This window comes from Clostridium sp. DJ247 (genome assembly GCF_014231265.1).
Window position 1 is genome coordinate 47,407 of record NZ_JABAIW010000029.1, and the last position, 14,193, is coordinate 61,599.

General features: G+C 31.4%; 8 protein-coding genes. 4 read left to right on the top strand and 4 right to left on the bottom strand.

The window, feature by feature from the left end; all coding sequences use genetic code 11:
- Positions 1 to 79: 79 nt before the first annotated feature.
- The 4 genes from pdaA (at position 80) to gltB (ending at position 8,734) form a co-directional block, all read left to right on the top strand.
- Positions 80 to 1,045: a delta-lactam-biosynthetic de-N-acetylase gene (gene pdaA / locus HGI79_RS12855; protein ID WP_185651089.1), complete on the top strand. Its 966-nt coding sequence runs from the start codon at positions 80 to 82 to the stop codon at positions 1,043 to 1,045.
- A gap of 375 nt (positions 1,046 to 1,420) precedes the next feature.
- A complete protein-coding gene (locus tag HGI79_RS12860) occupies positions 1,421 to 1,873 on the top strand; it encodes an Rrf2 family transcriptional regulator (RefSeq protein ID WP_185651090.1) in 453 nt (150 codons plus the stop codon).
- Positions 1,874 to 1,961: 88 nt separating this feature from the next.
- Positions 1,962 to 3,857 carry an anaerobic carbon-monoxide dehydrogenase catalytic subunit gene (gene cooS, locus HGI79_RS12865; protein WP_185651091.1) on the top strand — a complete coding sequence of 632 codons (1,896 nt, stop codon included), beginning with the start codon at positions 1,962 to 1,964 and terminating at the stop codon, positions 3,855 to 3,857.
- Positions 3,858 to 4,264: 407 nt separating this feature from the next.
- Positions 4,265 to 8,734, top strand: coding sequence for a glutamate synthase large subunit (gene gltB / locus HGI79_RS12870; protein WP_185651092.1), 4,470 nt, complete (start codon positions 4,265 to 4,267; stop codon positions 8,732 to 8,734).
- A gap of 335 nt (positions 8,735 to 9,069) precedes the next feature.
- Here gltB and pepV read toward each other — a convergent pair whose 3' ends face one another.
- From pepV to HGI79_RS12890, 4 genes are all read right to left on the bottom strand, one after another.
- Positions 9,070 to 10,455, bottom strand: coding sequence for a dipeptidase PepV (pepV, locus tag HGI79_RS12875; RefSeq protein ID WP_185651093.1), 1,386 nt, complete (start codon positions 10,453 to 10,455; stop codon positions 9,070 to 9,072).
- 123 nt (positions 10,456 to 10,578) lie between these two features.
- Positions 10,579 to 11,139, bottom strand: coding sequence for a nitroreductase family protein (locus HGI79_RS12880; protein ID WP_185651094.1), 561 nt, complete (start codon positions 11,137 to 11,139; stop codon positions 10,579 to 10,581).
- A 521-nt stretch (positions 11,140 to 11,660) separates the two neighbouring features.
- A complete protein-coding gene (locus HGI79_RS12885) occupies positions 11,661 to 12,377 on the bottom strand; it encodes a WecB/TagA/CpsF family glycosyltransferase (RefSeq protein ID WP_185651095.1) in 717 nt (238 codons plus the stop codon).
- A 182-nt stretch (positions 12,378 to 12,559) separates the two neighbouring features.
- On the bottom strand, positions 12,560 to 14,193 hold a 1,634-nt coding region (locus HGI79_RS12890), incomplete at its 5' end, for a CsxC family protein (RefSeq protein WP_185651096.1).

Here is a 14,193-nt window from a genome sequence, read left to right on the forward strand (position 1 = left end):
CTCCACTATATTTAAGTATAATCTAAAAATTTAAGCACAGTATAAAGTATATCATAATAAATGATGGGAGGCAGTTAAAATGAGTAAAAAAATAGTCGTTTTATGTACACTATGTGTATTTCTTTTATGTTCTTGTAGTAATAAAAATATTGATAATTTATCTAATACTCCTTCAACCTCTACAACTAGTGATACAACGTTAATAACTTCTGATAATAATATTAGTAGTACTACTACTAATAATAGTATTAATAGTAATAGTATTAACAATAATGACAACATAAAAAATGATATGAATTATGATAATAAGAACTCTAATACTAAGGAACTTAATATATCTAATTTAAATTCCACTGAGAAGAATTGGTTTTTCCAACCTAAAAAAGATGGATCTCCTTCTGGAGAACCGCAGGAAATATTAGACCTTATAAATAAGTACTCAGCTTATTATTTAGGTGATACATCTAAAAAAGTTCTATATTTAACTTTTGATGAAGGCTATGAAAATGGATATACCTCAAAAATTTTAGATATACTAAAAGAAAATAATGTTAAAGCTGCTTTTTTTGTTACACTACCTTTTATAAATACTAATAAAGACTTAATAAAACGAATGGATGCAGAAGGACATTTAGTTTGTAACCATTCTAACACTCATCCTTCAATGGCTAAGGCAGCAAAGAAAGGAAAAGATTCCTTTGAAAATGAATTTTCTACAACTGAAAAAGCCTATGAGGATGTTACCGGCAAAAAAATGCCAAAGTTTTTTAGGCCTCCTATGGGTAAATATAGTGAGTTATCCTTGTACTATACTAAAGAATTGGGTTATAAGACTATATTTTGGAGCTTCGCATATGGTGATTGGGATACCACTAAGCAACCCTCTCCTGACTATGGTAAAAAAATAATAGCTGAAAGGACACATAATGGTGCTATCGTTCTTTTACATGCTGTGTCAAAAACCAACACTGAAATACTAGATTATGTTATAAAAGATTGGAAAAGTAAAGGTTATGAAATAGAACCTTTAGATAAATTACCGTAATATAGATAACCACGCCCGAAATTTAACTTATACTCCGGAATATGGTGCTAAACTTCGGCACGTTAAAAACTTTTAATCAGTCTAAAGTTCGTGTTTTAGAAAATCTAAGAAGCTTTGATAAACTCGTACCTCAGACATATCAAAACTTCTAAGATTTTCTAAAAACACTTCACTAAGACTGATAAAAAAGTTTTTAAATGTGTCTTCAGTTTTAGCATCATATTCCTACGTATAAGTTAAATTTAAGTTGTGGTTATCTATAATTTAACTAAAAACAATTATTAATTAATTATAATTTTGACTTGACAACATAAAATTTCGGTAGTATATTTTATGTATACTAAATAAGTATATTTTATGTTTTGGAGAAATTTTATGAAAATTACACAAGAATCAGATTATGGTTTCAGAGTAGTACTATATTTGTCTAAATTAGGATATGGAGAAAAAATTGAAGCAAAAACTATTTCTTATGAAGAGAATATACCACTAAGATTTTTACTAAAACTTTTAAGAAAACTTACAATGGCAGGTATAATAAGATCATATAGAGGTATTAATGGTGGATATGCTCTTAATAAACAGCCAGAAGATATAAGCTTAAAGGATGTTATAGAAGCAATCGATGGACCTATTTTTATAAATAGATGCCTCTATGACCCTACTCACTGTAACTTGAATAGAACTAATAAATGTGATATACATCATGCTATATCAAAAATTCAATCAAGATTAATAAAGGATCTAAGTAACGTAACCTTTAGTGACATTATTAATAATAAAGTAAAGCTTGAATCAGATAGGGTTTTGACCCATGCTGATTCTTAGTTCAATGAATAATACAATAGGGGAATTGTTTCCCCTTATATTTTAAATTAAAACTATACCAATAAGGTATACATTAGGAGGGTTTTTCATGTCAAATTGTTCAACATGTTCAGATTGCACAATATGTCAGTCCGCTGATGGTGTGCTACATAGTTTTATATCATCGTTAGATGTAGAAACTTCTCATCATAGGGTAGAAAGTCAAAAAACAAAATGTAAGTTTGGAATGGAAGGAGTTTGCTGCAAACTCTGCGCTAATGGTCCCTGCAAGATAACCCCTAAATCCCCAAGAGGTATATGTGGTGCAACCGCAGATACCATAGTTGCTAGAAACTTTTTAAGAGCTGTGGCTGCAGGTTCAGGTTGTTATGTTCACGTAGTGGAAAATACAGCAAGAAACTTAAAGTCAATGGGAGAAAATAAAGAAACACTTAAAGGATTATCTACACTAAATAGACTTTCTGATATTTTTGATATAAAGGAAGCTGATGTACATAAAAAAGCTGTACTATTAGCTGATAAAGTAATAGCTGATTTATATAAACCTAGATTTGATAAGATGGAATTAGTTGAAAAAATGGGCTATAAGCCTAGACTAGATAAGTGGGCTGAGCTAAATATTCTTCCTGGAGGAGCAAAATCTGAAGTTTTTGATGGTGTTGTAAAAACCTCTACTAATCTAAATAGTGATCCAGTAGATATGCTTCTAAGTTGTCTAAGACTTGGTATTTCCACAGGAATATATGGTCTTACTCTTACTAATTTATTAAATGATATTATGCTTGGAGAACCTAAAATAAGAGCAGCAAAAGTAGGTCTTAAGGTTATAGATACAGATTATATTAATATAATGATAACAGGTCATCAGCATTCATTGATTGCTCATCTACAGGATAGATTAACAGACGAAGATATAGTAGAAAGAGCTAAGGCTATCGGTGCAAAAGGCTTCAAAATAGTTGGATGCACTTGTGTAGGACAAGACTTGCAACTTAGAGGAGAGCACTACGATGAAGTATTCTCTGGTCATGCAGGAAATAACTTTACAAGTGAAGCTGTAATTGCAACTGGTGCTGTTGATTTAATATTATCTGAATTTAATTGTACATTGCCAGGTATAGAACCTATAGCTGATGAATTTATGGTAAAGCAAATATGTATAGACAATATAGCTAAAAAAGCAAATGCTGAACATGTAGCTTATTCTTACGAAGAAAGAGTAAATATTACAAATAAGGTTATAAATGAAGCATTAGAAGCTTACAGCAGCAGAAGAAGTAAAGTAACAATAAATCTTCCTGAAAATCATGGTGATGATAATACAATAACAGGTGTCAGTGAAACATCTTTAAAAGAATTCCTTGGTGGTACATGGAAGCCACTAGTTGATCTAATTGCTGAAGGAAAAATTAAAGGGGTTGCTGGAATAGTTGGATGCTCTAACCTAACAGCAAAGGGTCACGACGTATTTACTGTAGAACTTACTAAAGAACTTATAAAGAGAAATATAATAGTACTATCCGCAGGATGTTCAAGTGGTGGCCTAGAAAATGTTGGTCTTATGTCACCAGCAGCTGCAGAACTTGCTGGTGATAGTTTAAAAGAAGTTTGCCAAAGCCTTGGTATACCTCCTGTATTAAATTTTGGACCTTGCCTTGCTATTGGAAGATTAGAAATAGTTGCTACAGAACTAGCTGAATATCTAGGAATAGATATCCCTCAGTTACCTCTAGTATTATCTGCACCTCAATGGCTTGAAGAACAAGCACTTGCAGATGGTTCCTTTGGTCTTGCATTAGGATTACCTCTTCACCTTGCAATACCTCCATTTATTACTGGAAGTAGCCTTGTAACTAAAGTATTAACTGAAGATCTTAAAAATATCACAGGTGGTCATTTAATACTTGAAGATGATGTAATGAAAACTGCTGATATACTAGAATCTATAGTTATAGAAAAAAGACAAGGACTTGGTCTTAAATAATAAGTGCTTTTTACTAACTTACCATATTAAATGAACTCTGTCATAATTCACTTACTATTATTTACTTATAGAAAAGATAGAACTGTATAACTTTTTATTGCTAGCAAAAAGTTACTCAGTTCTATCTTTTTGTCTAACCTAAAGTAAAATTTACACTAGCTAATATAATTCCCATCGCAATAACCCTTAATAATAATATATAATGTTACCAAACAAGAATATCTACAAAACTTATTATATATTCGTATTAAATTCTATGAGTATTGTTAAAAATATATCTTTATACTTATAGCCATATTTCATTGAAATATACAGATATTTGTGCTAGAATGATTGATACATTTTCAAAAATGTTTGAAATATGAAAATTAACTTTTATAAATATTTTTATAAGGGGGATACCTATTATGAATAACAATAATTTTCCAAATCAACAAGGTCTGTATCATCCTGATATGGAAAAGGATAGCTGCGGAGTTGGTTTTATAACTCATATAAATGGAATTAAATCAAACTCTATTTTAAAGCAAGGTCTTCAAATTTTGAAGAATTTAAAGCATAGAGGGGCTGTTGGAGCAGATCCTACTACTGGTGACGGTTCAGGAATTATGATTCAAATACCTCATGAGTTTTTTAAAGAAGAAACTAGTAAAATACAGATAGATCTTCCTGAGTACGGTGATTATGCTGTTGGAATGATTTTTTTACCTAGGGAACCGCATACAAGACTTTTCTGTGAAGGTGTATTTGAAAAAGTGTTAAAAGAAGAAAATCAAAAACTTCTAGGTTGGAGAGAAGTTCCTGTATGTGAAAAAGCCTGTGGTGAATCAGCAAGAGCTACAATACCTGTAATAATGCAAGTATTTATAGATAGAAACGGACAATCGCAAGATATATTTAAGCAAAAACTGCTAGCCATAAGAAAACAAGTCCAAAACTTAGTTCTTAATTCTAATAAAGCAAATGTAGATAACTTTTATGTTTGTAGTTTGTCAGATAGTACCATAGTGTACAAAGGTCAGATTCTAGGTTATATGTTGGAAGAGTTTTATCTAGATTTAAAAAATCCCGCTGTGAAAACCTCAATTATAATCGTACATGAAAGATACAGTACAAATACATTCCCATCCTGGAAACTTGCTCAGCCATTTAGATATATAGCACATAACGGTGAAATTAATACAATTCGTGGAAATGTTAACAAGATGAATGCTAGAGAAGGAGTTATGTATTCTAATACCTTTGGCGAAAATTTCAAGAAAATTTTACCTATAATTGAACCAGGTGGAAGTGACTCTTCCTCTTTAGATAACGTATTTGAGTCATTCATAGAAAATGGACATACCATGGAATACACAATGTCTCTTTTAGTTCCAGAAGCATGGGAGAAAGATTTAACTATGGATGAAAATAAAAGAGCCTTTTATGAATATCATGCTAGGTTAATGGAACCATGGGATGGCCCTGCTACCATTGCATTTACTGATGGTGTTAAGGCTGGTGTTGCTCTAGATAGAAACGGATTAAGACCTGCTCGTTATACAGTAACTAAGGATGATTTAGTTATTATAGCTTCAGAAACAGGAGTAGTTGATATTGACAATTCTATGGTAACAGAAAAAGGCTTAATAGAGCCGGGTAAAATTTTGTTAGTAGACACTTCAGAAGGAAGAATAGTTTATGATGAAGAAACAAAAGCAAAAATAAGTACTATAAAACCATTTAAAGATTGGATTGAAAGAAACAAGTTAACTCTTAAAGATATTAAACAACCTTATGAGACAAAAGCAATGAGAAAAGAAACCTTATTATTAAAAGAAGAAATATTCGGGTATACTCAAGAAGAACTTAGACAAGTTATCTCCGTTATGGCTGACACTGGTAAAGAACCTATAGGATCTATGGGATTAAACTCCCCTATCGCTATACTGTCTGACAAGCCTCAACTTTTATTTAATTACTTTAAGCAAACTTTTGCTCAGGTTACAAATCCACCAATAGACCCTATAAGAGAAGCTTCCGTAATGTCTTTAACACAATATATTGGAAGCCACGGAAAAATTCTTGATCAAATAGAAACAGATACAAATACTAAATATATTGAAATCAAACATCCTATACTTTCTGATTCAGAATTAGAAAGTATAAAAGATTTAGATACTGAAGACTTTAAGACAATTACAATTCCAATAGTATTTGAAACTGACCGTAAGAATGGATTAAAAGAAGCCTTAGAATATTTATGTAAGCGTGCAGAGGAAAGTGTATTAAGCGGTCATAATATTTTAATATTAAGTGACAGAAATACAAATATATATTCTGCTCCTATTCCAAGCTTATTAGCTTTAAGTGCTGTTAATAATCATCTTATTAAAAAGAAACTAAGAACCTCTGTAGATATATTAGTAGAGTCCGGTGATGCAAGAGACGTTATGCATATAGCCCTTCTACTTGGCTATGGTGCAAAAGCTGTTAATCCTTATATGGTATATCATATTATTTCAGATATGATAGAAAATAAGAAATATGTTAAAAACATAACTACTGTAGAGGATGGCTTTAAAAATTACTGTAAGGCAATCTCTGACGGACTTCTAAAGATAATTTCAAGAATGGGAATATCCACATTGCAAAGTTATAGCGGCTCTCAAATATTTGAAAGCATAGGTATAAGTACTGATTTAATAAATGAATATTTCCCTCATACCCCTGCTAGAATTTCAGGAATTACCTTAGATGATATTGCAAATGATGTTATACAAAGACATGGATCAATATATGAAAATGATCAAAAACCAAACACTGAGACTAATTACCTTCTGCCACCAACTTTAGTAAAGAAGCTTAGAAACTTATCTGTAACTAAAAATCATGAATCTTGTAAGGAATATCGTAAAGAAATAACTGATCAAGATGAAAAATTAGTTACTATAAGAAACCTTTTTAAGTTTAAAACTATAAAAAGCATTCCTCTATCAGAGGTAGAGCCAGTAGAAAGCATCTTGAAACGTTTTACAATTTCAGGTATGTCTTTTGGATCATTAAGCAAAGAAGCCCATGAAACAATTGCTATTGCTATGAATAAAATAGGAGCTACTAGCAACTCTGGTGAAGGTGGAGAAGATCCTGATAGATATAAATTAAGATGTAATGGTGAAGATCCCAAAAGTGCTGTTAAACAGGTTGCATCTTCAAGATTTGGTGTAACTACTGAGTACCTTGTTAACTGCAGCGAACTTCAGATTAAAATGGCACAAGGAGCAAAACCAGGTGAAGGTGGTCATTTACCTAGTAGTAAAGTTACCGAGGAAATTGCTAGAGTACGTCATTCAATCCCAGGAATAGATTTAATTTCACCACCACCTCATCACGATATATATTCTATAGAAGACCTAGCACAGCTGATATTTGACCTAAAAAATGTAAACCCTGCTGCTAGGATTGGTGCAAAACTAGTATCAGAAGCAGGTGTGGGTACCGTTGCTGCTGGTGTAGTTAAAGGACATGCAGATGTAATTATGATCAGTGGTCATGATGGCGGTACAGGTGCTTCTCCAATTAGTTCAATGAAATATGTAGGTCTTCCATGGGAATTAGGAGTTGCGGAAGTTCAGCAAACTTTACTACTAAATAACTTAAGAAGCAGAGTGACTGTTCAAGTTGATGGTAAATTAATGTCAGGTAGAGATGTAGTAGTTGCAGCTTTACTTGGTGCTGAAGAGTACGGATTTTCCACTACTGCCCTTATATCTCTTGGATGTATAATGTGCAAACAATGTGCTTTAAACAGATGTCCTGTGGGAATCGCTACTCAAGATGCAGATCTTCGTGAAAAATTTAAGGGTAAACCTGAACATTTAATTAATTACCTAACCTTTATTGCAGAAGAAGCACGTGAAATAATGGCACAGCTTGGTTTCAAATCTATAGACGAAATGATTGGTAGAGTGGACATGCTGGAAGTTAAAGAAACTCTTAAGCACAAACTTAAAGGTCTAGATTTATCTCCTATACTCTATAGGCCTGAACTTCCTTCTAGAATAATTGGAAAACACACTATACCTCAAGAGCACAAAATAGATAACGTACTGGATAGACAATTAATTGAGTCATCACGCACTGCTTTAGAAAATAAAGCTAAGGTTGAACTTACAGCTGACGTTAGAAACACTGATAGAACTGTAGGCGCTATGTTAAGTGGTGAAATTGCTAGGCGTTATGGAGACGAAGGTTTTCCTGAAGATACTATTATAGCACAATTGAAAGGTTCTGCTGGTCAAAGCTTTGGAGCTTTTGCAGCTAGAGGACTTACACTAATTCTTAGCGGAGATGCAAATGATTATGTAGGTAAAGGCTTATCTGGTGGTAAAATAATATTAATTCCATCAGAAGATTCTACTTTTAATCCTAGAGAAAATGTTATTGCAGGAAACACTCTTCTTTACGGAGCAACTTCTGGTAAAGCCTTTATTTTGGGAAAAGTAGGCCAAAGGTTCTGTGTAAGAAACAGCGGTGCTGAAGCTGTAGTAGAAGGTATTGGCAACCATGGTTGTGAATATATGACAGGTGGTACTGTAGTTATTCTAGGAACTACTGGGAAAAACTTTGGTGCTGGAATGAGCGGTGGAACAGCTTATATATTAGATGAAGCTGGAGACTTTGAAAACAAATGTAATAAAGAAATAGTAGAAGTAAAGCTTGTAATCAATGAAAATGATATATTAAAGCTAAAGAAGCTTATAAGTGAACATCAGTTGTATACTAATAGTTCAAAAGCTAAAGAAATACTAGATAATTGGGATGTTTATGTTAAGAAGTTCTTAAAGGTAACTTCTCCTATCTACGAAAAGCAATTAAATTTACAAGAAAATATATAAATTTCAAATAGAGCAGCTTAGCTGCTCTGTTTTTGTATATAGATAGTCACGCCCGAAATTTAACTTATACTCCGGAATATGCTGCCAAACTTCGGCACGTTAAAAACTTTTAGTCAGTCTAAAGTTCGTATTTTTGAAAATCTAAGAACCTTATATAAACTCGCTATGCTCAAACATATATAAGGCTCTAAGATTTTCTAAAAACACTTCACTAAGACTGACAAAAAAGTTTTTAAATGTGCCTTCAGTTTTAGCAGCATATTCCTACGTATAAGTTAAATTTAAATTGTAGTTATTATATAAAGTAAAATTTATCAAGTATTACCGAGGATAATTTATACTGATAGTTGTTTTATAGCGTTTCCGTATATCTTAGTCAGCTTTACTAAGTCATCAATCTCTATATATTCGTTAGCTTGGTGATCTAAGTCTGGCTTTCCAGGGAATATAGGTCCAAAGGCAACTATATTAGGCATTTCTTTCGCATATGTGCCTCCTCCCATAGCTATTGGCTTCGCTTTTTCCCCTGTTTGCTCTTCATATACTTGGCATAGAGTTTTTATTAACTCATGATCTTTTGGAAAGTACAAAGGGGGTTGATGCATTAATCCTTCTATATTGAATCCTGTTTCTTTAATTTTATCTTGTAATGGATTCATCATTTGTTCCAATATACAAGTTACAGGATATCTTAGATTCATACCTATAGAAACCATATCTCTATTCATATTTATAGTTCCCACATTAAAGCTTAGCTCTCCTGAAACCTCATCTTTTAGATACACCCCAAAAGTTTTTCCGTTAGTCTCTAAACCAATATTTTCAGCTAAAAATTTTATAATCTTTCCTATTTCACCTTTATCAATTTCTATCCAGTTTAAGAATATTAATGTTTGCATTACGGCATTTTTCCCTTGCTCTGGTGTGCTACCATGGGCTGAATTTCCTTTGCACTTTAATATTAATAAATCTTCTTTTATCTCATAGCTTAAATCTATATTATGAGCCTTAGCATTGGAATCTACTTTTCTCATTAGAGCTTCTTTATCCTCTAATTTCAGACCTACTTCACAATAATCAGGAACCATATTAGATTTGTTTCCACCTTTAATGTATACAACAGGACTATTTTCTATATTTTTAAATTCCTTAGCTAAGGAAAATGTGGTTATACCTTTTTCTGCAAAAATTACTGGAAAATATGCATCTGGTGTAAATCCTATTGATGGTTTTTCTTCCTTTTTCAAATAGTATTCAATATCTCTGCTTCCGCTTTCCTCATTAGTTCCAAGAAGTATTCTTATTCTGTTCTGTGACTTATATCCTGTTTCTTTTAAAGCATATAAGCCGTATATACAAGCCATTATTGGCCCCTTATCATCTAAAGCTCCTCTTCCATAAAGTTTGTTATCATGTATCTCTGCACCATAGGGATCAAATTTCCATCCATCTCCAGCAGGTACTACATCTAGATGTCCCAAAATTCCAACTATTTCATCCCCCTCACCATATTCAATATATCCCATATAGCCATCAATATTTTTTGTTTTAAATCCCATATTCTCACCAATCTTTAAAACAGAAATCAATGCATTATTTATCCCTTCTCCAAAGGGCATACCTGGTCTTTCTTCGGTTTCTACGCTTTTTATTCTCATAATCTCTTGAGTTTTTTCTATTAATTCAGTTTTCAGTTCATCTATTTTTTTATTTAACTCCATAATAATTCCTCCTTATATTTTTATATGTATATTCTAGACAAAATTCAAATTAAAAGCTGCACAAAAAAGTGTGCAGCTTTTATATAAAATGAAAAGAATAATTTAGTTATGGTGTAATATATACTAGTACATGACCTTTTCTCTTTCCACATAAGGTTGTTTCCATGTATTTGAAAATACATAGTCGTTAATATTCTTCTTAGGGTAATGTGCTTTTGTTTCTTCAGCTTCACCTACCGGTGTTACTCCTACTACTCTATAGTTAGCTGGAACCTGAAGTGTGCTTTTCACCTTATGTTCATCAATAGCGGCAACCCAACATGTTCCATAACCTTCTACTGTAGCAGCAAGTATAAAATGTTCCATAGCTATGGCACCATCTACTAGATAATATTCCTTATTGTCTACTACACCTGATTCCTTAGGATCAGCTACTACTACTACTACCATTGGTGCTTCTCTAACCGCTTGAGCAGCAGCATCTGTTTTATTCTCTATAGCATCTGCTATGCTATCCTTCTTTTGCTTATCTTCTACTAATATAAACTTAAAAGATGCTTCATTTTTCCAAGAAGGACACATCATAGCTGCGTTTATCATTTTTTCTACTTTCTCTTTATTAATTGGTGTACTTTTAAAGCTCTTTATACTAGTTCTGCTTTCGATAACATCATAAAATTGCATGTAATCACACTCCTTCAAAAATAGTTTGTGTAAATTACATCTATAATATTCTATATGTGTTATTCATTTATTAATTTAAAAGCTATAGATACCCACAGCTTAAATTTAACTTATACGCAGAAATATGATGCCAAAACTGATGGCACTTTTAAAAACTTTTTTATTAGTCTTAGTGAAGTGTTTTTGAAAATTTTAGAAGCTTTGATATGGTTGAAAGCCTGAATGGCTTTCAACGAGCGACTTATCAATGGTAATTGATAAGTTGGTCCGGACTGAGGTACGAGTTTATCAAAGGTTCTTAATAAATTTATATTGAAACTACTCTTCCTTCCGTCAGAGTAGTGCTCACAGAGTAAGCGACCATATCAAAATCACAGATTTTGTATGTCTGCTTAACCGATTCGCACAAAATTACAGATTTTGGATCTCTGCTTAAACACGAACTTTAGACTAATTAAAAGTTTTTAACGTGCCGAAGTTTGGCAGCATATTCGGTCGTATAAGTTAAATTTCGGCCGTGGTTATTTATATCTATTATATTTTATAACTTCTACTAAAAATTTAGGTATTGAAGATAACCTCTTAATTCTCCAAGGCTCTTTTGAAACTCTGTAAAGCCATTCTAAACCTAGCTTTATTATCCATTTTGGTGCTCTTTTAACTTTTCCAGAAAAGACATCAAAGCTTCCTCCAACACCCATATATATTTTACAAGGTAATGTAGGCATATTTTTTATTATAAATATATCTTGTCTTGGCGATCCCATAGCAACAAACAAAGCATATGGCTTTTTTTCTATAATATGCTGTAAAATAGATTCATAATTGTCCATATCAAAATATCCATTATGATATCCAGCTATATTTAAATTAGGATATTTTAACTTAAGCTTATCCATGCAGCCTTTAAGTATATCTTCTTTTGCACCAATAAGATATATACTTTTATTTTCTATTTCACACTTTTTTATAATAGATTCCATTACTTCAATTCCAGCGATTTTTTCTTTAACAGGTTTTTTAATTATTTTAGCAGCTAATACTGTTCCAATTCCATCAGGAATTATTACAGAATTGCTACCAGTAAAATTTTCAAAAAGCATAGGATTATTAAGTCCATTATACAAAACCTCGGGATTTCCTGATATTATGTTAACTTTATCAAACTTTTCTATGTAATTCATAAGTTCTAATTTTGTACCATTAAACACATTAAATTTTAATATCCTACTAAACATTTTTCCTCCAAAATTTAGCTTTAGTTTATAATAAATCAAAAATAAAAATCAAGCCAATTGTTTTCTACTTAATTTTATCTTGTAAGTTTTTAATTATCAATTAAATATAAGTTATTTAATAAATATTGTGCAAAATAACTGTAATCAAGTATGTGTAAATTTACATATACTTGATTACGTCTCTACTGATCTTTTTTGGGAATTTCCACATGCTGATTTTGCAATAATTTTATTGTTAGAAGTAGTACTACTTTTTCAGTAACGTTGTTGAAGGTTTGTTCTATGGGTGACTTACAGTTTTTATCTATTGGATTTTCAAGAATATCAGTTTCAACAATTTCTGCTTTTATTAATTCACAGAACACTTTTTCATTAAAGAATTCAGTGAATTTGAAACTTTGCTCACGAATATCTCGTCCAGTTATATCTTCTTCACAGGAATCGTAAACTTTAATGCTAGTTTCTAATATTTCTACTTCATCCTGGGAAGTAGTTGGTGTAAACTTAGGAGGAGTCTTAAATTCCACTCTAGTAGTGCATTTAAAAGGTACTTTAACTGTAGCATGTTTTACCTTTCCTTTTAATACTCCTTTACTTATATAGTCTTTATTGGTGTATTCAATGTTCTTTCTAATAAAACCATGAATAAATAGTATTCCTGTATTTGGTTTGTCTTTTTCAGAATTAGGAATAAGTTTGCACTGATTTAAATATACATTCTTTCTAATACGTTTAATTTCTAATATAGCATCCTCTAGTTCAAGAGAAGATTGAATAGTAATAGTTACCTTACATTCTGTTAACATCACTGGAATTTTTACTATCACAGATTTGTTAATGTTACTAATATCGGAATCACAAATATTCTCGCACTGGCAAAGAGGTAATGTTTCTGAGATAACAGTTGTTTTACAATCTTCAATAGTAATATTATTTAATTCATTTTCATAGGATTTAATATTAGACTCATTCTGTTTATCTTTTGTATGTCTTTTCTTCACAGGTTTATCTTTAGTTTCTTTAGAGGGTTTCTCTTTTTCATATTTACTATAATCTTTCTTTCTATTTCTTTCAGACGTATTTTCACTATAACTACTATCTTGATTTTGATTAATTACTGGCATGACATGGCTTTCTACTAATAATTTCTCTTGGTTTTCTATTAAAGACTTTTCCTTTAAAGATGTATTATGGTTTTCTTCTAGAAATTCTTCATCCATGGATTTGTTATAGTTTTTTTGTGTGGATTCTGAATTAGGTATACTATAGTTCTCTATTGGGGGTTTTGTATCTATAGGTATCTCTACGCTTTCTAATAAAGATTTTTTATAGCTTTCTATTATGGAATTTTCGTTAAGAGACTCTGAATTTATAGGTATACTAACTTTATTTTCAGAGTATTGGTCTCTAGAACTATTATAATTCTTATTTTCTGAACTATCATCTTTTAAGAAATAATAGTTTTTATCTTCTACACTGATATTATCAAAACTATCAGTGTGATTATCTTCTAGGCTGTTATAATTTAAGTGATCATAGTATTTATTCTCTATACTAGTATCATCAAAGAAATTATAGTTTTTATTTTCTACATTACTATTTTCTAAAATATTGTAGTTATTATCTTCTAAGCTATTATCTGTTGAATCAATATCTTCTAAGCTATTTTCTGTTGAATCAATATCTTCTAAGCTATTTTCTGTTGAATTAATATCTTCTAAGCTATTTTCTGTTGAATTAATATCTTCTAAGCTATTTTCTGTTGAATCAATATCTTCTAAGCTATTTTCTGTTGAATCAATATCTTCTAAGCTAT